Genomic DNA, 21,711 nt, shown 5'->3' on the forward strand with positions numbered 1-21,711 from the left:
GTCTGTCATGACCCCGGCCATATCGGGGTACGGCCGTTCGCGTGACCCACGACGCACCGCCCGGACACCGGCCGCCACAGCGGAACATTAGACTCGACAAGCCCGGCAACAGCTCGATCAGCTCTACTGCAAGGAGGCACGGGTGCCGCTGCTGACCCGCATCAGGGGACCGCGCGATCTGGACCGGCTCAGCCTGGAGGAGCTGGACCGGCTGGCAGAGGAGATCCGGACCTTCCTCGTCGACGCGGTCTCCAAGACCGGCGGCCACCTCGGCCCCAACCTCGGTGTGGTGGAGCTGACCATCGCCCTGCACCGCGTCTTCCACTCCCCGAAGGACAAGGTCCTGTGGGACACCGGCCACCAGTCCTACGTGCACAAGCTGCTGACCGGCCGCCAGGACTTCTCCAGGCTGAAGATGAAGGGCGGCCTGTCGGGCTACCCCTCGCAGGCCGAGTCCGAGCACGACGTGATCGAGAACAGCCACGCCTCCACCGTGCTGGGCTGGGCGGACGGCATCGCCAAGGCCAACCAGCTGCTCGAGCGCGACAGCCACGTCGTCGCGGTCATCGGTGACGGCGCCCTGACCGGCGGCATGGCCTGGGAGGCGCTGAACAACATCGCGGACGCCAAGGACCGCCCCCTCGTCATCGTCGTCAACGACAACGAGCGCTCCTACGCGCCCACCATCGGCGGCCTCGCCAACCACCTCGCCACCCTGCGCACCACCGACGGCTACGAGCGCTTCCTCGCCCGCACCAGGGAGGTCCTGGAGCGCACCCCGGTGGTCGGCAAACCGCTCTACGAGACGCTGCACGGCGCCAAGAAGGGGCTGAAGGACTTCATCGCCCCGCAGGGCATGTTCGAGGACCTGGGCCTGAAGTACGTCGGCCCGATCGACGGCCACGACATCGAGGCCCTGGAGTCCGCGCTGGCCCGCGCCAAGCGCTTCGGCGGCCCCGTCATCGTGCACTGCCTCACCGAGAAGGGCCGCGGCTACCAGCCCGCTCTCCAGGACGAGGCCGACCGCTTCCACGCCGTCGGCAAGATCCACCCCGACACGGGCCTGCCGATCGCCACCTCCGGCGCCGACTGGACGTCCGTCTTCGGCGACGAGATGGTCAAGCTCGGCAAGGAGCGCAAGGACGTCGTCGCCATCACCGCGGCCATGCTCCAGCCGGTCGGCCTGGACAAGTTCGCCAAGGCCTTCCCCGACCGGGTCTACGACGTCGGCATCGCCGAGCAGCACGGCGCGGTCTCCGCGGCCGGCCTCGCCCACGCCGGGGTCCACCCAGTCTTCGCCGTCTACGCCACCTTCCTCAACCGCGCCTTCGACCAGGTGCTGATGGACGTGGCCCTGCACAAGTGCGGCGTCACCTTCGTCCTGGACCGGGCCGGCATCACCGGCACCGACGGCGCCTCCCACAACGGCATGTGGGACATGTCGATCCTCCAGGTCGTCCCCGGGCTGCGGCTGGCCGCCCCGCGCGACGCCGACCAGGTCCGCGCCCAGCTGCGCGAGGCCGTCGAGGTCGACGACGCCCCCACCGTGGTCCGCTTCTCCAAGGGCGCGGTCGGCCCGGCCGTGCCCGCCGTGGGCCGCGTCGGCGGCATGGACGTACTGCGCGAGCCCGGCACCGACCGCCCGGACGTGCTGCTGGTCTCGGTGGGCGCCCTCGCGCCGATGTGCCTGGAGATCGCCACGCTGCTCGACAAGCAGGGCATCTCCACCACCGTCGTCGACCCCCGCTGGGTCAAGCCCGTCGACGAGGCCATGGCCCCGCTCGCCGAGCGCCACCGCGTGGTCGTCACCGTCGAGGACAACTCCCGCGTCGGCGGCGTCGGCTCCGCCGTCGCCCAGGCGCTCAGGGACGCGGGCGTGGACGTGCCGCTGCGCGACTTCGGCATCCCGCCGCGCTTCCTCGACCACGCCTCCCGCGCGGAGGTCATGGCGGAGATCGGGCTGACCGCGCCCGACATCGCCCGCCAGGTCACCGGGCTCGTCTCCCGGCTCGACGGCCGGTTCGAGCGCGCGGCCGGCGAGGTCGACTCGGTCCAGCCCGCGCGCGACTGAGGCCCGCCCGGAGCACCGGCGGCCCGCGCGCCTCACGTCCCTCACCGACCTCATTGGGCCGGTTCCGTCCCGCACAGGTGGCGGAACCGGCCCGGTTGCGTGAACCTGCCAGTGCCGGGGCATACGCATCCCCAGCCCTCTCGATCATGTCGAGGACGACAAGCAGGGGAGGTAGGCCCGTGAGCAGCACGCTCTTCAGGACGAAGAACGTAGAGCAGTCGATCCAGGACACCGAGGAACCCGAACACGCGCTCCGGAAGTCGCTGTCCGCGCTGGACCTGACGGTCTTCGGCGTCGGAGTGATCATCGGTACCGGCATCTTCGTGCTGACCGGCACGGCGGCGAAGAACACCGCCGGACCCGCCGTGTCGCTGTCCTTCGTCGTGGCCGGTGTGGTCTGCGCGCTCGCCGCGCTGTGCTACGCCGAGTTCGCCTCGACCGTCCCGGTCGCCGGATCGGCCTACACCTTCTCCTACGCCTCGCTCGGCGAGTTCCCCGCCTGGATCATCGGCTGGGACCTGGTGCTGGAGCTCGCGCTCGGCACGGCGGTGGTCGCCGTCGGCTGGTCGGGCTACATCCACTCGCTGCTCGACAACGCGGGCTGGCACCTGCCCCAGTACCTCAGCGGCCGGGACGCGGCCTCCGGGTTCGGCTTCGACATCCTCGCCGCCGCCCTCGTCCTCGTGCTCACCGCCATCCTCGTCCTCGGCATGAAACTGTCGGCGCGGGTCACCTCGATCGTGGTCGCCATCAAGGTGGCGGTCGTGCTCGTCGTGATCATCGCGGGCGCCTTCTTCATCCACGGTGCCAACTACCAGCCGTTCGTGCCGAAGTCGCAGCCGGTGCCGGCGGGCGGCGACCTCAAGGCGCCGCTCATCCAGCTGATGTTCGGCTGGGCGCCGTCCAACTTCGGCGTCATGGGCATCTTCACCGCGGCCTCCGTCGTCTTCTTCGCGTTCATCGGCTTCGACGTCGTCGCCACCGCCGCCGAGGAGACCCGCAACCCGCAGCGGGACGTGCCGCGCGGCATTATCGGCTCGCTCATCATCTGCACCGCGCTGTACGTGGCGGTGTCGATCGTGGTGACCGGCATGCAGAAGTACAGCGCGCTGTCCGTGGACGCGCCGCTCGCCGACGCCTTCAAGAGCACCGGGCACCCGTGGTTCGCGGGCCTGATCAGCTTCGGCGCCGCGATCGGACTGACCACGGTGTGCATGATCCTGCTCCTGGGCCAGGCCCGGGTCTTCTTCGCGATGAGCCGCGACGGCCTGCTGCCCCGCTTCTTCTCGCACACCCACCCGCGGTTCCGCACGCCCTACCGGCCGACGATCCTCCTCGGCGTGATCATCGCCATCGTGGCGGGCTTCACGAGCCTGAGCCAGCTGGCCGAGCTGGTGAACATCGGCACGCTCTTCGCGTTCGTCGTCGTCGCGATCAGCGTGATCATCCTGCGCAGGACCCGCCCCGACCTGGAGCGCTCCTTCCGGACCCCGCTGGTCCCCTGGGTCCCGATCCTGTCGGTCGGGGCCTCGCTGTGGCTGATGCTCAACCTCCCGGCCGAGACCTGGCTCCGCTTCGCCATCTGGATGGCCATCGGCTTCGTCGTCTACTTCCTCTACGGCCGCTCCCACAGCCGCCTGGCACAGCGCGAACGAGCGGCCGCCGCGGGCTCCGGCCCGGCGTCCACGCCCTGACCCTCCCGGGGCAGGCCCCCGGCGGGCGGTCGCTCAGGGGGTGCGGATCGTGCTGGGGCCGGTCACGTCGGCGCCCAGGTGCCGGACCCGCCGGCGCAGTTCGCGGTCGGCCGTGACGACGAGGACGGGGCGGCCGGCGGCGTGGGCGGCCAGGTCGACGATGTGGTCGTCGCCGCTGCCGGGGGCCGACTCGACGCGTACGCCCGGTACCGACTCCACCCCCCGGGCCGCGCCCTCGACGACCAGGACGACGTCCACCGGGCCGGCGTGGCCCGGCAGGCCGTTCGCGGCCAGCCGGTCGCGCAGCCGCTCGGCCGCCCCGCGCCGGTCCCGCCACCAGCCGTCGGGCACCGACCCGACGACGTTCGCGCCGTCGACGATCACGAGCAGGCGAGTGTCCTGGTCCATGCGCCCAGGGTCCCACGCCCCGTGGCGGGGGCCCGTACCGCTCAGGCCGCCGCCCAGCGCGCGGTGACCGTGTTCACGGCCGTCACCGCCCCCGCCATGCGCGCCTCGTCGTCACGGACCGCGTGGGCGAACTCCACGTGCAGGAAGGCGAGTCCCTCGCTGTCGGCCCGGCGGCCCTGCACGTTCTCCGTGCCCTCCAGGGGGCACGACCGCGCCCAGGCGCGGCAGACGTCGTACCCCTTCCGCCGCAGCGCGTCGGCCAGCCGGCGCCCGTCCTCGCGGCCGGTGGTGCCCTTGCCGGTGGAGGCGATCACGTCGTAGCCGGGCGCGGAACCGTCGGCGAAGCCGTGCACCTGGATGCCGGGCAGCCGCCGCCGGGCCAGCTCGTCGCAGACCGCGTCGAACACGGTGTCCCGCCGGTGCGCCACGTCGGCGGAATCCCCGCGCCCGGCTTTGCGATGTGCACCCGCAATCACGAGGACCCCGCCCGGCGTGCCCCGCAGCACACCCACGCCCAGCCGCTCCGTACCCTGGTCGGCGACCGGGTGCGGGACCTGCACCGACCAGCGCGCCGGGTGCCCGAGGTCGACGTAGACCCGTCCCCAGCCGCGCGGCGCCACCGCGTCGTCGCTGCGGTCGGCGATCTCGGCGAACGAGCGCCCCGAGACCCGGTCGACGAGCGTGCGCAGCGTGAAGTCGAGCTGGGAGAGCCGCTGTTGGGCCTGGTCGCGATGGCCGTCCAGGAGCAGGCCGACCGCCTCGGCGACACCCTCGCGGTCCGCCTTGCGGGGCGGCCGGTAGCCGTGGCCGGGCCCGAACCGGCTGGTGTAGTCGGCGACGACCTGCTCCAGGTCGACACCGCCCGCGCGGCCGTCCGTACGGTCGCCACCGGACTCCGACGCCCCTCCGGTGGAGCGCAGCACGGCCGTCAGCGCACCGGCGAGACCGGCGATGACCAGCAGAATTGTTGCGATCGTTATGAATCGCGAGCGGTTGGCTCTCATGGTTGTATCAAGATATCCCGGTGACAAGACGCCGTAGCCGTACCCTGACCCTGCTGATCCCGCTCTCGCTCGTCGCCGCCGTCGCGGGCTGCGGCCTCGTCTCCGGCGAGGCCGACGACAAGGGCGGCGGACGCTCCTTCACCGTCGCCGCGGCCGGGGACATTCTGATGCACCCCGAACTCGTCGACCAGGCCCGCAAGGACGCCAAGGCGACCGGCGACGGCGTGGCCGGGCTGGACTTCGGGCCGATGATGGCCGGCATCAAGCCGGTGATCAGCAAGGCGGACCTGGCGATCTGTCACTACGAGCCGGTGATGGGCAAGCCGAACGGCCCCTTCGAGGGCTTCCCCGACTTCGAGGTGCCGCCGCAGACCGCCAAGACCGTCAAGGACCTCGGCTACGACACCTGCTCCACCGCCTCCAACCACACCCTCGACCACGGGTACGCGGGCGTGAGGCGCACCCTGGACGCGCTGGACGCCGCCGGGGTGAAGCACACCGGTTCCTTCCGCACCGAGAAGGAGTCGCTCACTCCGCTGATCATGGACGTCAAGGGCGTCAAGGTGGCGCAGATGTCGTACGCCTACGGCTTCAACGAGCCGCACCGGCTGCCCAAGGACAAGCCCTGGCTCGCCAACCAGTACTCCCTCGCCCGCATCAAGTCCGCCGAGGAGAGCGCCCGCAAGGCCGGCGCCGAGGTCGTGATCCTGTCCATCCACTGGGGCCGCGAGCACTACCCGAACCCCTCCGCCGAGCAGCTCGCCTTCGCCCGCCGCATCGCCCGGGAGACCGGCGTCAACCTGGTCATCGGCCACCACGCGCACGTCGTGCAGCCCATGGAGAAGGTCGACGGCACCTGGATCGCCTACGGCCTCGGCAACCAGATCGCCCGCCACGAGGTGCCCACCGGCCTCACCGAGGAGGGCGTGATCGCCTGGTTCACCTTCACCGAGCACGGCAAGGGCGACTGGCGGGTCCAGCCCCGCTTCGAGCCGACGCTGCTCCAGATCCCGCCGGACGCCGAGAGCACCGCGGACGGCGGCACCGCCCCCGTCACCGACGACGACGCCCGGGACTACCGCCTGCTCGACGTGCCCGCCGCGCTGAAGGACGACAAGGAGCTCACGGACCGCCAGCGCGCCCGGCTGCGCCTGGCCTTCGAGCGCACCGAGGGCACCCTGCTGAACCGCGGTGCCGGCCAGGACGGCCTCAAGCCGCTGACGGTGCTGCCCGAATGACGTGATTTTGGTGAAAGGCCCTCTTGGGGCACCCTTACCCGGGTGCCCTTTTGTCCGAAAGGCAGCGGCGTTTGCCCCGGCTTGACCGGATGAAACGCGAGTGTTGCGCAGATCACGTCCGACTTACCGCAACTTAACCCGGTCCTTACTTGTCTCGGTTCCGGGTGCGCCCGTACCGGTGCGCACCCGGAACGCATTCATGCCCGAGCAGCACTCCTGCCTGACCGTGCGGGACCGAGCTCGCACGAGCCCTGAGAGGACCGTCCCTTGGCGTCTCCGCCCCCGGCGCGGCAGCACCGAGCCCGCCGTCGAGCCGACATGTCGCTGATCGGCGGGATCCGACCGCCGATCGCGGTGCTGTCGGTGCTCCTGCTGTCACTCGCCGGCATCACCGCACTGGTGCTGGGCCGTGTGGACAACGCCGGAGTGCCGAAGGCGGTGATGACCTCCCAGCAGCACTTCGCCGAGGACGGAGCCATCGCGCTGCGGGCCTCCATCGACGAGTCGGTCACCGACCTGACCCGCTCCGCCGCGCTGTTCAGCGCGGGCGAGCCGGTCTCCGGGGACGCCGTCCTCGACAAGCTCGGCAGCACCTACCAGAAGTGGGTGGGCACCGCCGTCGTCGAGGTGCGCAGCGGCAAGCTGGTCGCCGCCCGCGGCGAGACCGTCCCGCTGACATCGCTGAACTCCTCCGCGCTCGGCGACGAGGGCGGCCTCGCGCCCCGCATGGTCACGCTGAAGAACGGCGAGGTGCGGCTGCTGTCGCTGGCCCTGCTGTCCTGGCCGGGCAAACCGCAACTGCTGCTCGCCGCCTCCAGCACCCTGAAGTTCCCCGGCATCAGCATCGGTCAGTTCCGGTCCATCGCGGTCGTGGACGGTCGCGGCGCCATCCTGAGCAGCGACGGCATCGAACAGCCCGAGCAGGTGCGCACCAGCCTCGACCGCAAGGAGATCGCCGCCTCCAACAAGCAGCTGGCGGACTTCGCGCGGCGCGCGGCCCGGGCCGCCGAGCAGGACCCCCGCAGCAGCAAGGAGCCCGGCGCCGGCGGCTACCAGGGCGTCAGCGGCAGCCTGGTCGGCGGCCGCCTGCTGAGCGACCGGTCCGTCGCCGGATACGCCACGCTCGCCGCGGCCCAGCCCGGCGAGGCCACCACCGCGACCGGCCTGGGCCTGTCCGTGGTGTCCATGGTCAAGATCGCCGACGACCCCACGCGTACCACCTCACCCGTCTTCGGCCTGCTCGCCGGCAGCGCCCTGCTGCTGATCGGCGGCGTCGCGGTGGCGGTGCTGCTCGGCACCGTGCAGCGGCCGCTGATCCGGCTCTTCCTGGAGTCCCGCCGCCTCACCCGCGGCGACCTGACCCGGCCCGTCACCGTCCCCCGCTACGGCGAGGCGCACCGCATCGGCCACGCCCTGGAGCGCCTGCGCCGCCAGCTGCTCGGCGAGCCGGCCGACGCCACCGGCTCCCCGGCGCGCCCGCGCGGCCTGCGCCGGGTGGGCACCCGGGCCCTGCTCGTGATCTGCGCCGTTCTGCTGCTCGCCTGGGCGGCGCCGCTGATGCTGCTGCTCAACCGCGCCGACGGCACGGCCGTGGTGCCCCAGCAACTCGTCAACGACCAGCGCGAACGCACCGACACCCTCAGTGACCGGGTGCGCCGCGCCCTGAACGAGGGCGAGGCGGACCTCCAGTCGGTGGCCTCCCTCATCGGCAACAAGACCGCCGCCGCCGACATGGACAAGGTGCTGACCCGCACCTACGACGAGAGCCGGCGCTACCGCTCGCTCTACGTCGTCGACTCCACCGGCGAGGTCCTGGCCCGCGAGGGCAAGGAGCCCCGCCTGGTGAAGTCCAAGCGGGCCGCGGGGACCTCCATCCGGCTGCTGGGACACGGCGGCAAGGAGCCCGTCGTCGTGGGCACCGCCGAGATCCCCGGCCGTGACGGCGCGGCCCTGGTCGGCGAGTTCCGGGTGGAGTTCCTCAACGCGCTGCTGACCCGGCCGGGCCTGGGCGTCGTCCGCCTCGTCGACGGCAGGGGCCAGGTCATCGCGGGCAACACCGGCTTCCTCGCCTTCCAGTCGCTGCCCGACGACCACCTGAAGGACCTGGTCGCCGCCACCGGCCAGAAGCTCGGCAAGCGGGCGCGGGCGGGCGGCGTGCTCTACCGCGAGGGCGGGGTGCGCATCGCCGCCGCCGCGCCGTTCGCGGGCAGCGGCCCGGCCGAGTCGCTGGGCTGGAGCGTGGTGAGCTGGCAGCGCGCGGACCGGCTGGCCATCCCGGAGTACGAGGAGCAGAACCGGACCGTGCTGGCCGGCCTGCTCGGCGCCGCGGCGGCCGCCGCCTGCCTGGGCTGGCTGCACATCGTGGTGGCCCGGCCGCTGCGGTCGCTGGCCGACCGGGCCGAGTCGCTGGCCGGCGGCGAGCGCAAGGCCGTGCTGTTCCCGCAGCACCACGACGAGGTCGGCGCGGTCACCCGCTCCCTGGAGCTCATCCGCCAGCAGTTGCAGGACCAGCGCAGGCAGCAGCCGCCCCGGACGCCGTCCGACCGGCAGTACATAAGGAACTGATCACCCGTGCTCTTCCTCTACACCGTGCTGCTGGTGTGCTGCGCGATCCTGCTCGTGGCGGGCATCGTCGAACAGCGGCGGCACTTCACCAACCTGGACAACATCCCCACCCGGGTGCTGGTCAACGGCATCCGCGGCAAGTCGTCCATCACCCGGCTGTGCGCGGGCGCGCTGCGCGGCGGCGACCTGGTCACGGTGGCCAAGACCACCGGCACGGCGGCTCGCTTCATCCACCCGGACGCCACCGAGGAGCCCGTCTACCGCAAGTTCGGCATCGCCAACGTCGTCGAGCAGATCGGCATCGTGCGCCGGGCGGCGGCGTACAACCCGGACGCGCTGGTCATCGAGTGCATGGCGGTCATGCCGGCCCTCCAGGAGATCAACCAGTCCAAGCTGATCCGCTCCACCATCGGCGTGCTGTGCAACGTCCGTGAGGACCACCTCGCCGAGATGGGCCCCACCCTGGACGACGTGGCCCGCTCGTTGTGCCGGTCGATGCCCGAGGACGGCATCTGCGTCACCGCCGAGAAGGACCGCTTCGACATCCTCCAGGAGGAGGCCGACGCCCGTAACTGCCGGCTGATCTACGCCGATCCGGAGACCGTCAGCGACGAGGAGCTGCGCGGCTTCAGCTGGTTCACCTTCAAGGAGAACGTCGCCATCGCGCTCACCGTCGCCGAACTCCTCGGCGTGGACCGGGAGACGGCGCTTCAGGGCATGTACGACGCCCCGCCGGACCCGGGTGTGCTCTCCGTCGAGCGCTACCTCACCCACGAGGACAAGAAGCTGCGCTTCGCCAACGTCTTCGCGGCCAACGACCCCGAGTCGACGCTGATGAACATCAACCAGCTGCTCGACCTCGGCGCGATCCACCGCCCGCTCAACGTGGTCATCAACTGCCGCCCCGACCGCGTCGAACGCAACGGCCAGATGGGCGAGATCATCCCCGACCTCGACCCGGAACACGTCTTCGTCATCGGTCACCCGGCCAAGTCCGCGATCGACGCGATCCCCGCCGAGTTCCGCTCGCGCGCCGTCGACCTCGGCGGCGACCGGCGCGACGCCGAGGAGTTCATGCACCGCATGCTCGGCATGCTCGGCCCGGACTCCTCCCTCGTCGCCATCGGCAACATCCACGGCCAGGGCGAGATCCTCCTGGAGCACCTCGCCGAACTCCCCCCGGACGACAGCCCCGACGAGTCCGCGCCGCCGGCCGCCCCGGCGCGCCCCGCCACCGCGGCCGCCCCGGCCGCCGCCGCGCCGGCCGTGCCCGAGCACGTGGAGACGATGCAGCTCTACGCGCCGCGCATCGACCCCTACCAGGGCTACTCCGAGGCCTACGAGGCCCGTTACGCCCACCCCCAGGTACCCCGGCAGGCCGGACGGCACGACCACGACGACTGGCCGCAGCAGCAGGCGGTGCGGCAGACGGCGCGACAGCAGCAGCCGCAGCAGCCGTACGGGACACCACCACCGCGGCAGCAGCCGGCCACCCGTGACCAGGCCGCGGCCCGTGGCCTGTTCGAGCCCCGCGTTCAGCCCACGCATCCCGCAGACGACGACCACCAGCAGTGGCACAGCCCAGGAGAGCAGCGTTGATCCCCTCCGTCCTCACCCCCGAGATCGCCGCGATCGGCATCGGCCTGGGGCTGATGTTCTCCCTGATGTGCTACCTGACGACCAACCTGTCGCCGGGCGGCATGATCACCCCGGGCTGGCTGGCGCTGACCCTGATCGAGGACCTCCAGCGGGCGGCGCTCGTCGTCGGCGTGACCGTGCTGACGTACGTCACCACGCTGCTGCTCCAGAAGTTCGTGATCCTGTACGGCAAGCGGCTGTTCGCGGCCGTGGTGCTCAGCGGCGTGCTCATCCAGGCCACCGTGATCATCGTGCTCCAGATGGAGTTCCCGCTGCTCTACGCCAACCAGACCCTCGGCTTCATCGTGCCCGGCCTGATCGGCTACCAGCTGGTGCGCCAGCCCAAGGGCGCCACGCTGCTGTCCACCGGCTCGGTCACCCTGGCCACCTACGTCGTGCTGACCGCCGGCATCCTCCTCGGCGCCATGCCCACCGCCTGAACCCGTACGTCCCACCGCACACTGGAGTCCTCACATGCCGAAGCGCAAAGGCCGCCCCGTCCTCCACGCGGTGACGGTGCTGGCGCTGCTCACGGGCAGCGCGTACTTCACCTACGAACTGCGCAAGGACGAACAGGCCAAGGTCCCGGCCGCGCAGAGCATCACCGACAACGCGGACCTGCAGAACTCGGGCGCCAAGGCCACCGGCAAGCAGACCTGGGAACGGCTGAACAACCCGGCGCGCTCGGTGCTGCGCGACGGCAAGGGCGCGGTCGTCGCCACCTTCACCGACGGCGCCCGCACCGCCACCCTCAAGGGCCCCTCGCGCACCTTCGCCGAGCCGGCCAACACCGCCTCCCGCGTCGTCACCGACGACTGGGTCCGCCTGATGCCCGAACCCTGGACCAAGGGATCCGAGAACGAGCAGTGGTTCAAGGACTGGTTCAAGCAGTACTACGGCAGCCAGGAGGACGACATCTTCGCGATCGCCTTCCAGTACGTCCAGGGCGCCCCGGTGAAGAAGGACTCCTCGGGCGTGCCGTACGCCGGTGACGCGGTGTTCGGCCCGTTCAAGGAGGACGGCGTCGACCGCCTGGAGCAGAACGACTTCTACGACTACCTCGGCATCCCCTACACCTTCCGCAACGGCAGCACGCTGTACCCGCGCAAGGAGCGCTACCGCGCCCTGGACTGCTCGGGCTTCATGCGGATGGTGTGGGGCTACCGGGCCCGGTTCCCGCTGATGGCGACCAACGCCCTCGGCGACGGCCTGCCCCGGTCCGCTGACGGCATGGCACGCTCGAAGACCGGCGTCGACATCATCAAGATCCAGGGGCCCTCGCCCTGGTACGTGCGCCCGACGAACATCGACGTACTGCAACCGGGCGACCTGCTGTTCTTCAAGATGGACCACCGCACCGGCAACCACATCGACCACGTCGGCCTCTACCTCGGCCTGGACACCGACGGCCACCGCGTCTTCATCTCCAGCCGCAAGGAGGTCAACGGGCCGACGATGGGCGACAAGGCCGGCGCCTCCCGCATCGACGGCAACGGCTTCTACGCCCAGCTGTTCCGCAGCGCGAAGCGCCTGTGACGCGGGGACCCCGGGCGCCGGTGACCCCTCGGGCGCCCGGCACCTGTGACCTGGGGCTGTCCCGGGACGCGCGCCCGGTCCGGCTTACAGTGATCCGGTGAACGGCGACTGGCTCACCCGCGGCCGCGACGGCCGGCTCAGTGTCCACCTCCCCTCCCACGACGCGGTCCTGTGCCGGGCGGAGCGGTGGCCCGGCGGCCCCTGGGACGCGCCGCGCCGGGTGGGCGGAGACCAGAAGCTGCATCCGGTGCTCGCCGTCGGCCAGGGCGCCGACCACTACGCCCACCTCGTCTCCTGGCGGCCCACCGCGGCCGGCGAGGCGGGCCTGGTCCACTCCACGCACTACCGCCCCCGGCTCGCCGCCCTGGACTGGAACCCGATCGGCCACCCGGACAAGAAGGGCGACCGCACCGGCACGCCCGCCGTCGCGGTGGACGCACAGGGACGCGCCCACGTCCTGGTCCGCACCAAGGGCGGCGGGGTGAGCATGCTGGCCCAGAAGGAGAAGGGCGGCTGGGAGCCCTGGCGGAACCTCGAAGGCGGCGAGGTCCACGACGGCCTGGCCGCGGTCACCGGGGAGTCGGGTCTGGTCGAGGTGTACGCGGCGGCCCCGGGCGGGCTGCTGCACTGGCGCCAGGAGGCCCCGGGCGCGGTGCCGGTGCTCGCGGAGGAACGGGAGACCGGCGTGCTTCCGGGCACCCTCTACGCCCTGGCGACCTCCGCCGGCCGCACGACCCTCTTCTACACCGACGACTCCGGCGACCTGTGCGCCTGGCGCCCCGGCGGCGGGCCGGCCGTCCTGCTGCCCTCGGCGGGCCCCGGCCCGGTCACCGCCGTGTGCTGCGAACTGGACGGCCACGACTGCACGTTGCTCGCCCAGCGCTCCGCCGCCGGCCGCGTCGCCTTCGCCGCCTACCCCACCGAGGACGAGCCGGCCGGCGCCTGGTGGAGCGAGTCGGGCCCCCAACTACCGCTGGACGCACGGGTGTTCCTGGCCACCGACAGCGAAGGCCGCGTGGTGGCGGCAACGTTGTCGCCCTCCACCGGCCGCCTCCTGCTCACCCGCCGCAAGGAGGAGCCGGGCCTGGCCCTCCAGGCGTGGCGCGAGGTCTGAGCCGGGGGCCCGCCGCGTGTTCCAGGACGCACGACTGGGGCCCCCGCCGTGGCGGGGGCCCCGTTGCGGTCCGGTGGCGGTTACGCGGGGACCGAAGCCACGCCCGGCTCCAGGAACCGCTTGCCCGTCACCCGTTCCGAGACGCCCTCCCGGTCCAGGTACGGCGTGATTCCGCCGAGGTGGAAGGGCCAGCCGGCGCCGGTGATGAGGCAGAGGTCGATGTCCTGGGCCTCGGCGACGACGCCCTCGTCGAGCATCAGGCCGATCTCCTCGGCGACCGCGTCCAGGACGCGGGCGCGGACCTGCTCCTCCGTCAGGACCGTGTCGCCCTGCTTCAGAAGCGCGGCGACCTCCGGGTCCAGCTCGGGCTTGCCGCTGTCGTAGACGTAGAAGCCGCGCTTGCCGGCCTCGACGACCGCCTTGAGGTTGGGGGAGACCGTGAAGCGGTCCGGGAAGGCCCGGTTGAGGGTCTCCGAGACGTGCAGGCCGATGGCCGGGCCGACCAGCTCCAGGAGGACCAGCGGGGACATCGGCAGGCCGAGCGGCTCGACGGCCTTCTCGGCGACCTCGACCGGGGTGCCCTCGTCGATGACGTTCTGGATCTCGCCCATGAAGCGGGTCAGGATGCGGTTGACCACGAACGCCGGGGCGTCCTTGACCAGCACCGCGGTCTTCTTCAGCTTCTTGGCCACCGCGAAGGCGGTCGCCAGCGAGGCGTCGTCCGTCTGCTCGCCGCGGACGATCTCCAGCAGCGGCAGGACCGCGACCGGGTTGAAGAAGTGGAAGCCGACGACCCGCTCGGGGTGCTTCAGCTTCGAGGCCATCTCCGAGACGGAGAGGGAGGAGGTGTTCGTGGCGAGGATGGCGTGCGCGGGCGCCACCGCCTCGACCTCCGCGAAGACGTGTCGCTTGACGCCCATCTCCTCGAAGACGGCCTCGATGACGAAGTCGGCGTCCGCGAAGCCCTCGGCCTTGTCCAGGACACCGGAGACCAGCGCCTTCAGGCGGTTGGCCTTGTCCTGGTTGATGCGGCCCTTGCCCAGCAGCTTGTCGATCTCGGCGTGGACGTAGCCCACACCCTTGTCGACGCGCTCCTGGTCGATGTCCGTGAGGACGACCGGGACCTCCAGGCGGCGCAGGAAGAGCAGGGCGAGCTGCGAGGCCATCAGGCCCGCGCCGACCACGCCGACCTTCGTCACCGGGCGCGCCAGGTTCTTGTCCGGGGCGCCGGCGGGGCGCTTGCCGCGCTTCTGGACGAGGTTGAACGCGTAGATGCCGGCGCGCAGTTCGCCGCCCATGATCAGGTCCGCGAGGGCCTGGTCCTCGGCGTCGTAACCCTGCTGGAGGTCGCCGTTCTTGGCGGCGGCGATGATGTCCAGGGCGCGGTAGGCGGCCGGGGCGGCGCCGTGCACCTTGGAGTCGGCGATGAAACGGCCCTTGGCGACGGCCTGGTCCCAGGCCTCGCCGCGGTCGATCACCGGGCGCTCGACCTCGATCTCGCCCTTGAGGACGGCCGCGGTCCAGATGAGGGACTGCTCCAGGAAGTCCGCGCCCTCGAAGATCGCGTCCGCGATGCCGAGTTCGTAGACCTGCTTGCCCTTGAGCTGCTTGTTCTGGTTGAGGCTGTTCTCGATGATCACCGAGACGGCCTTGTCCGCGCCGATCAGGTTCGGCAGCAGGGTGCAGCCGCCCCAGCCGGGGACCAGGCCGAGGAAGACCTCGGGGAGGGAGAACGCCGGGATGGCCGCGGACACCGTGCGGTAGGTGCAGTGCAGGCCGACCTCGACGCCACCGCCCATCGCCGCGCCGTTGTAGTACGCGAAGGTCGGGACGGCCAGCTTCGACAGCCGCTTGAAGACCTCGTGGCCGCCCTTGCCGATGGCCAGCGCGTGGTCGTGCTGCTTGAGCAGCTCCACGCCCTTGAGGTCGGCGCCGACCGCGAAGATGAACGGCTTGCCGGTGATGCCGGCGCCGACGATCTCGCCGTCCGCGGCCTCCTTCTCCACCTGGTCGATCGCGGCGTCGAGGTTCGCGAGCGACTGGGGGCCGAAGGTGGTCGGCTTGGTGTGGTCCAGGCCGTTGTCGAGGGTGATGAGCGCGAAGCGCCCGGCGCCCAGCGGGAGGTCGAAGTGGCGTACGTGCGCCTGCGTGACGACCTCGTCCGGGAACAGCTCGGCCGCGCCCTTCAGGAGTTCAGCGGTGGTGCTCACTTGTCGCCTCCGTCGAAGTGCGGGTTCTCCCAGATGACCGTCGCGCCCATGCCGAAGCCGACGCACATGGTGGTCAGGCCGTAGCGGACCTGCGGCTGCTCCTCGAACTGGCGGGCCAGCTGCGTCATCAGACGGACGCCGGAGGAGGCGAGCGGGTGACCGAAGGCGATCGCGCCGCCGTACTGGTTCACGCGCGCGTCGTCGTCCGCGATGCCGTAGTGGTCGAGGAAGGCCAGGACCTGGACGGCGAAGGCCTCGTTGATCTCGAACAGGCCGATGTCGGAGATGGACAGGCCGGCCTTGGCCAGCGCCTTCTCCGTGGCGGGGATCGGGCCGTAGCCCATGACCTCCGGCTCCACGCCCGCGAAGGCGTAGGAGACCAGGCGCATCTTGACCGGCAGGCCGTTCTCGCGGGCGAACTCCTCGCTCGCGATGACGGAGGCGGTGGCGCCGTCGTTCAGACCGGCCGCGTTGCCCGCGGTGACCCGGCCGTGGACGCGGAACGGCGTCTTGAGGTTCGCCAGGTTCTCCAGGGTGGTGCCCGGGCGCATCGGCTCGTCGGCCGTGACCAGGCCCCAGCCGGTCTCGCCGGCCTCCGCGTTGGTGCGGCGCACCGAAATCGGCACGAGGTCCTGCTGGATCTTGCCGTTGGCGTACGCCTTGGCGGCCTTCTCCTGCGAGCGCACCGCGTACTCGTCGGCGCGCAGCTTGGTGATGTGCGGGTAGCGGTCGTGCAGGTTCTCCGCCGTCATGCCCATGAACAGGGCGGACTGGTCGACCAGCTTCTCGCTCACGAACCGCGGGTTGGGGTCGACGCCCTCGCCCATCGGGTGGCGGCCCATGTGCTCCACACCGCCCGCGATGGCGACGTCGTACGCGCCGAAGGCGATGGAGCCGGAGACCGAGGTGACCGCGGTCAGCGCGCCCGCGCACATGCGGTCGATCGAGTAGCCGGGGACCGAGGTGGGCAGGCCCGCGAGGATGCCGGCGGTGCGGCCGATGGTCAGGCCCTGGTCGCCGATCTGCGTGGTGGCGGCGACCGCCACCTCGTCGATCTTCTTGGGGTCGAGACCGGGGTTGCGGCGCAGCAGCTCCCGGATCGCCTTCACGACGAGGTCGTCGGCGCGGGTCTCGTGGTAGATGCCCTTCGGGCCCGCCTTGCCGAACGGGGTGCGGACGCCGTCTACGAAGACGACGTCCCTGACGGTACGAGGCACGATGGCTCTCCTCCAGGGTGCGGGGTGGCACTGCTGCGTTGCGCAAGCGCTGAGCGCGCGCTCAGGCTCATGCTACTCGCGGGTAATGTGACTGCACAGTCCCCGCGCCGGGAGCGGCGAACGTCACACGGGCGCACCGCCGGATCTTGGCGCGATCTTGCCGGAAAGGGGAGGGGAGGGGTGGGGCGGGGCGGGGCGCCGGGTTGCTGGGGGCGGCTGGTGGGCGGTCCCTGGGGTCGGCGCCGGGCGCCGGGCGTCGCGGTGCGGGTGGGGGCGGGGGTGGGCGGTCGCGCGCCTAGGGGGCGGGCCTGGAGTCGTGGCCACAGTGGGACGTGGCGCGCGGCCCTCGGGGTTCCTGTGCGGCAGGCGGTGCGGGGCAGCGGCGCCGCCGCCGGCCGGCCGGCCGGCGACGGTCACGGCGCCTGGCCACCGCCCCGCGTCGTCGACGCGGGCACCGGTACCGGGGTGCGGTGGCCGGTGGCCGGGCGGCTGCGGTGCCCGCTCCCAGCGGCCGGTGCCGCCACCGCCATCGGTGTGGCTACGTCGCCCGGCCGAGACCCCGCCACCGGTGCCGGGTGCCGGGGTGCCGGGTGCCGGGGGCGGTTACGTCGTCTGGTCGGGCCGCGCTGACAGTGCTGTCACCAGTACCGGTGTCACCTGTTCCACCTGCCACGGCCTTGCCCCGTAGCCGGTGAGCGCGGAGGCCACGGAGTCGGCGTCGGCGTTCTTCGGCGGCTCCCAGCACAGGCGTCGTACCGTGTCCGGGGCGATCAGGTTCTCCTGCGGCATGTTCAGCCGCTCGGCCAGCGCGGTGACGGCCGCGCGGGCCGCCGACAGGCGGGCCGCGGCGACCGGGTCCTTGTCGGCCCAGGCCCGGGGCGGCGGGGGCCCCGTGACCGGCTGGCCGGGCTGGGGCAGCTGGGAGTCGGTGAGCGCCCTCGCGCGGTCCACGGCCGCCTGCCACTGCTCCAGCTGGCGCCGGCCCATGCGGTGCCCGAAGCCGTTCAGCGCGCCCAGGGCGTGCACGTTGACCGGCACGGCGAGCGCGGCCTCGACGATGGCCGCGTCGGAGAGCACCTTGCCCGGCGACACGTCCCGCCGCTGCGCGATGCGGTCCCGGGCCTGCCACAGCTCCCGCACGACGGCCAGCTGCCGCCGGCGCCGCACCTTGTGCATCCCGGAGGTGCGCCGCCAGGGGTCCTTGCGCGGCTCGGCCGGCGGCGCGGAGGCGATGGCGTCGAACTCCTGGAGGGCCCACTCCAGCTTGCCCTGCCGGTCCAGCTCCTTCTCCAGGGCGTCGCGCAGGTCGACGAGCAGCTCCACGTCCAGGGCCGCGTAACGCAGCCACGGCTCGGGCAGCGGGCGGGTCGACCAGTCGACGGCCGAGTGGCCCTTCTCCAGCACGAAGCCGAGGACGCCCTCGACCATCGCGCCGAGCCCGACCCGGGGGAACCCGGCGAGCCGCCCGGCCAGCTCGGTGTCGAACAGCCGCGTGGGCACCATGCCTATCTCGCGCAGGCACGGCAGGTCCTGGGTGGCCGCGTGCAGCACCCACTCGACGCCCGACAGCGCCTCGCCGAGGCCGGACAGGTCCGGACAGGCGACGGGGTCGATCAGCGCGGTCCCGGCCCCCTGGCGGCGCAGCTGCACCAGATACGCGCGCTGGCCGTACCGGTAGCCCGAGGCGCGCTCGGCGTCCACGGCCACCGGGCCGGAGCCGGCGGCGAACGCGGCGGTCACCTCGGCGAGCGCAGCGGCGTCGGCGATCACCGGTGGAATGCCCTCGCGGGGCTCCAGCAGTGGGATCGGCGCCCCCGTGTCAGACGGTCCGCCGTCGTCCGGAGGGGCGCCTCCGGTGGTGCGCAGTGAGCTGTCTGCTGCGGTTTCGTGGGCGTCGGTCACCTGTCAAGGGTATCTGTGGATGGACGGCGCCCGTCGACGGAACGTTCCGTCGACGGGCGCCGGGGGGTCGTAAACCGGTCAGGCCGGTGACACGCCGGCTCACGACCGGCCGAGGGGAGGGGGAAAGCGGCGACAGGGGGAGTGGGGGACGGAGTGGAACGGGGTGGGACGGGAGGCAGGGCGGGGGACGAGCGGAAGCTGAGCAAAGGGTGGGGGTGGGGAGTGGGGGATCGTCAGTGGATGATGCCGGTGCGCAGGGCGACGGCGACCATGCCGGCCCGGTCGCCCGTGCCGAGCTTGCGGGCGATGCGGGCGAGGTGGCTCTTGACGGTCAGCGCGGACAGGCCCATCGAGACGCCGATCGCCTTGTTCGACTGGCCCTCGGCGACCAGCCGCAGCACCTCCACCTCGCGGCCGGACAGCTCGCGGTAGCCACCCGGGTGGCTCGGGGCACCCGGGGGACGGCGGTGGAGGCGGGCGGCGGCCGCGCCGATGGGGGCGGCGCCCGGCCGGGTGGGGAGCCCGACGTTGGTACGGGTGCCGGTGACGACGTAGCCCTTGACGCCGCCCGCGAGGGCGTTGCGCACGGCGCCGATGTCGTCGGCGGCCGACAGCGCCAGGCCGTTGGGCCAGCCGGCGGCGCGGGTCTCGGAGAGCAGGGTGAGCCCGGAGCCGTCGGGCAGGTGGACGTCGGCGACGCAGATGTCGCGCGGGTTGCCGATGCGGGGGCGGGCCTCCGCGACGGAGGACGCCTCGATGACGTCCCGGACTCCGAGCGCCCACAGATGACGGGTGACGGTGGAACGGACGCGCGGGTCCGCCACGACGACCATGGCGGTCGGCTTGTTCGGGCGGTAGGCGACCAGGCTTGCGGGCTGCTCGAGGAGAACGGACACCAGGCCTCCTGGGGGGGTGGGGGGGGGCCGGCTTGTGGGGATCAAGCCGGGACGAACCGTGCTTGCAAGGTCACAGTCGTCTTCGGCACCAAACCCGTTGTCCTTTAGAGAATGATCACGATCTGGTGAGTTTTAATGCGCGCAATTCGGACATCTTGTCGATCGTCCGAAGGTCGAATCGGTTCGCTTGGGGCGGATCTGGGCCGTTCGGGAACGGAACGTGCGCGAAAGTGGCCGTATCGACAAAGACACGGCAAGGAAGGGGTAAGTCGCCCGGACAGGTGTCCGCCCGTCGGTGAGAGGGCCCCGGCCCGGTCCGCTGTTCAGCGCGCCTGGGGGTCCCGGCGCTGCGGCAGCGTGACGACCGACGCGTCGCCGGGGCCGGCCGGCGGCAGCCCGGCCACCTGCGCCAGCAGATCGCACCAGGACGCCAGGTGCGCCGCGGTGTCCGGCACCCCGGCCAGCCCCTCGCGGGGGGTCCAGGAGGCGCGGATCTCGATCTGCGAGGCGGCCGGGCGCGCCGACAGCCCGCCGAAGTAGTGCGAGCTCGCGCGCGTGACGGTGCCGCTCGGCTCGCCGTACGTCAGCCCGCGCGCCTGGAGCGCCCCCGTCAGCCACGACCAGCACACGTCCGGCAGCAGCGGGTCGGCGGCCATCTCGGGCTCCAGCTCCGCGCGCACCAGCGTCACCAGCCGGAACGTGCCCCGCCAGGCGTCGTGCCCGGCCGGGTCGTGCAGCAGCACCAGCCGGCCGTCGGCGAGTTCCTGCTCGCCGTCGACGACCGTGGCCTCCAGCGCGTACGCGAAGGGGGCGAGACGTTTGGGCGGGGGCACCTGCTCGATCTCCACCTGCGGCCGCAGCCGCGCGGTCCGCAGCGCCTCGACGGCGGCCCGGAAGGGCAGCGGCGGCCGGTCCGCCCTGTTCGCATGCCCGTCCGCCCCCTTCGCGTCGTCCATTCCGCCAGCGCCGTCCGACAGTCGTCCCTGAGCCGCAGCCATGCCGGGAAGATTAAGGGGAAGCGGGCCTTCGTGCAGGGCAAGACACCCCCGCCGTGGCCGGTGGCGGCCGCCCGGGGACCGCACACCGGGGCGGTCGGGCCCGCGACGCCGTGCGAGACTTGCCACCGTGAGTGCCAACGAGACGCCCGCCAGCCACCAGCCGCCAGCCGCGACGCGCGACTCCGCCTTCCTCAGGGCGTGCCGTCGCGAACCCGTGCCGCACACCCCCGTGTGGTTCATGCGGCAGGCCGGGCGCTCGCTGCCGGAGTACCGCAAGGTGCGCCAGGGCATCGGCATGCTCGACTCCTGCATGCGGCCGGATCTGGTCACCGAGATCACCCTGCAGCCGGTGCGCCGGCACGGCGTGGACGCGGCGATCTACTTCAGCGACATCGTCGTGCCGCTCAAGGCCATCGGCGTCGACCTCGACATCAAGCCCGGCGTCGGGCCGGTCGTCGAGCAGCCCGTCCGCTCCCGCGCGGACCTCGCCCGGCTGCGCGACCTCACCCCCGAGGACGTCCCCTACGTCACCGAGGCGATCGGGCAGCTGACGAGCGAGCTCGGGCCGACCCCGCTGATCGGCTTCGCGGGCGCGCCGTTCACCCTCGCGAGCTACCTCGTCGAGGGCGGCCCGTCACGCACGTACGAGAACGCCAAGGCGATGATGTACGGCGACCCCGGGCTGTGGGCCGACCTGCTGGACCGCCTCTCCGCGATCACCGCCGCCTTCCTGAAGGTGCAGATCGAGGCGGGCGCGAGCGCCGTGCAGCTCTTCGACTCCTGGGCGGGCGCCCTCGCCCCCGCCGACTACCGCCGCTCGGTGCTGCCCGCCTCCGCGAAGGTCTTCGAGGCCGTCGCCGGGTACGGCGTGCCGCGCATCCACTTCGGCGTCGGCACCGGCGAACTGCTCGGCCTGATGGGCGAGGCCGGCGCGGACGTCGTGGGCGTCGACTGGCGGGTCCCGCTGGACGAGGCCGTACGCCGCGTGGGCCCCGGCAAGGCGCTCCAGGGCAACCTCGACCCGACCGTGCTGTTCGCGCCCCGCGAGGCCGTCGAGGCCAAGACGCGCGAGGTGCTGGACGCGGCGGCGGGCCTCGAGGGCCACGTCTTCAACCTCGGCCACGGCGTCATGCCGGCCACCGACCCCGACGCGCTCACCCGGCTCGTCGAGTACGTCCACACCCGCACCGCGCGCTGAGCACCGGGCCCGGCCGGGCCAG

General features: G+C 72.3%; 16 protein-coding genes. 9 read left to right on the top strand and 7 right to left on the bottom strand.

Translation table 11 applies throughout. The annotated features are described in order from the left end of the window. Positions 1–142: 142 nt before the first annotated feature. Both dxs and IE217_RS13685 read left to right on the top strand, forming a co-directional pair. Positions 143–2,071, top strand: a complete 1,929-nt coding sequence (gene dxs, locus IE217_RS13680) for a 1-deoxy-D-xylulose-5-phosphate synthase (RefSeq protein ID WP_190178099.1) — start codon at positions 143–145, stop codon at positions 2,069–2,071. Positions 2,072–2,250: 179 nt separating this feature from the next. After that, positions 2,251–3,765, top strand: coding sequence for an amino acid permease (locus IE217_RS13685; RefSeq protein WP_190178100.1), 1,515 nt, complete (start codon positions 2,251–2,253; stop codon positions 3,763–3,765). 33 nt (positions 3,766–3,798) lie between these two features. Here IE217_RS13685 and IE217_RS13690 read toward each other — a convergent pair whose 3' ends face one another. After that, positions 3,799–4,173: a PIN domain-containing protein gene (locus IE217_RS13690; protein ID WP_190178101.1), complete on the bottom strand. Its 375-nt coding sequence runs from the start codon at positions 4,171–4,173 to the stop codon at positions 3,799–3,801. A 41-nt stretch (positions 4,174–4,214) separates the two neighbouring features. After that, the gene (locus IE217_RS13695) at positions 4,215–5,177 is read right to left on the bottom strand and encodes a hypothetical protein (RefSeq protein ID WP_229865276.1); all 963 of its coding nucleotides are present in this window, start codon (positions 5,175–5,177) and stop codon (positions 4,215–4,217) included. 20 nt (positions 5,178–5,197) lie between these two features. Between IE217_RS13695 and IE217_RS13700 the strand changes: the two genes are divergently transcribed. The 6 genes from IE217_RS13700 (at position 5,198) to IE217_RS13725 (ending at position 13,268) form a co-directional block, all read left to right on the top strand. Continuing rightward, on the top strand, positions 5,198–6,415 hold the full coding sequence (locus IE217_RS13700; protein ID WP_229865277.1) for a CapA family protein: 1,218 nt from the start codon (positions 5,198–5,200) through the stop codon (positions 6,413–6,415). Positions 6,416–6,733: 318 nt separating this feature from the next. Beyond that, the gene (locus IE217_RS13705) at positions 6,734–8,980 is read left to right on the top strand and encodes a HAMP domain-containing protein (RefSeq protein WP_190178102.1); all 2,247 of its coding nucleotides are present in this window, start codon (positions 6,734–6,736) and stop codon (positions 8,978–8,980) included. Between the two features lie 6 nt (positions 8,981–8,986). Then, positions 8,987–10,579 carry a poly-gamma-glutamate synthase PgsB gene (pgsB, locus tag IE217_RS13710; protein WP_190178103.1) on the top strand — a complete coding sequence of 531 codons (1,593 nt, stop codon included), beginning with the start codon at positions 8,987–8,989 and terminating at the stop codon, positions 10,577–10,579. After that, positions 10,576–11,058 (top strand): poly-gamma-glutamate biosynthesis protein PgsC/CapC, encoded by a 483-nt coding sequence (locus tag IE217_RS13715; RefSeq protein WP_189705119.1) that lies wholly within the window; start codon positions 10,576–10,578, stop codon positions 11,056–11,058. The genes pgsB and IE217_RS13715 overlap by 4 nt, the downstream gene beginning before the upstream one ends. A gap of 34 nt (positions 11,059–11,092) precedes the next feature. Then, positions 11,093–12,154, top strand: a complete 1,062-nt coding sequence (locus IE217_RS13720) for a C40 family peptidase (RefSeq protein WP_190178104.1) — start codon at positions 11,093–11,095, stop codon at positions 12,152–12,154. A gap of 97 nt (positions 12,155–12,251) precedes the next feature. After that, the gene (locus IE217_RS13725; RefSeq protein WP_190178105.1) at positions 12,252–13,268 is read left to right on the top strand and encodes a PLL family lectin; all 1,017 of its coding nucleotides are present in this window, start codon (positions 12,252–12,254) and stop codon (positions 13,266–13,268) included. An 80-nt stretch (positions 13,269–13,348) separates the two neighbouring features. Here IE217_RS13725 and IE217_RS13730 read toward each other — a convergent pair whose 3' ends face one another. From IE217_RS13730 to IE217_RS13750, 5 genes are all read right to left on the bottom strand, one after another. Then, positions 13,349–15,478: a 3-hydroxyacyl-CoA dehydrogenase NAD-binding domain-containing protein gene (locus IE217_RS13730; RefSeq protein ID WP_190178106.1), complete on the bottom strand. Its 2,130-nt coding sequence runs from the start codon at positions 15,476–15,478 to the stop codon at positions 13,349–13,351. Next, positions 15,475–16,695 carry a thiolase family protein gene (locus IE217_RS13735; RefSeq protein WP_190178107.1) on the bottom strand — a complete coding sequence of 407 codons (1,221 nt, stop codon included), beginning with the start codon at positions 16,693–16,695 and terminating at the stop codon, positions 15,475–15,477. The genes IE217_RS13730 and IE217_RS13735 overlap by 4 nt, the downstream gene beginning before the upstream one ends. 603 nt (positions 16,696–17,298) lie before the next feature. Beyond that, positions 17,299–18,597 carry a ribonuclease D gene (locus tag IE217_RS13740; protein ID WP_190178108.1) on the bottom strand — a complete coding sequence of 433 codons (1,299 nt, stop codon included), beginning with the start codon at positions 18,595–18,597 and terminating at the stop codon, positions 17,299–17,301. A 233-nt stretch (positions 18,598–18,830) separates the two neighbouring features. Then, complete coding sequence (locus tag IE217_RS13745) at positions 18,831–19,493, bottom strand: response regulator transcription factor (protein ID WP_003972894.1); 663 nt, start codon at positions 19,491–19,493, stop codon at positions 18,831–18,833. Between the two features lie 323 nt (positions 19,494–19,816). Further along, positions 19,817–20,491 carry a DUF3000 domain-containing protein gene (locus IE217_RS13750; RefSeq protein ID WP_190178109.1) on the bottom strand — a complete coding sequence of 225 codons (675 nt, stop codon included), beginning with the start codon at positions 20,489–20,491 and terminating at the stop codon, positions 19,817–19,819. 127 nt (positions 20,492–20,618) lie between these two features. On the opposite strand from IE217_RS13750, the gene hemE reads away from it, so the two are divergent. Continuing rightward, on the top strand, positions 20,619–21,689 hold the full coding sequence (gene hemE / locus IE217_RS13755) for a uroporphyrinogen decarboxylase (RefSeq protein WP_190178110.1): 1,071 nt from the start codon (positions 20,619–20,621) through the stop codon (positions 21,687–21,689). The last annotated feature ends 22 nt before the right edge of the window (positions 21,690–21,711 follow it).

This window comes from Streptomyces naganishii JCM 4654, assembly GCF_014650575.1.
Lineage (GTDB): Bacteria > Actinomycetota > Actinomycetes > Streptomycetales > Streptomycetaceae > Streptomyces > Streptomyces naganishii.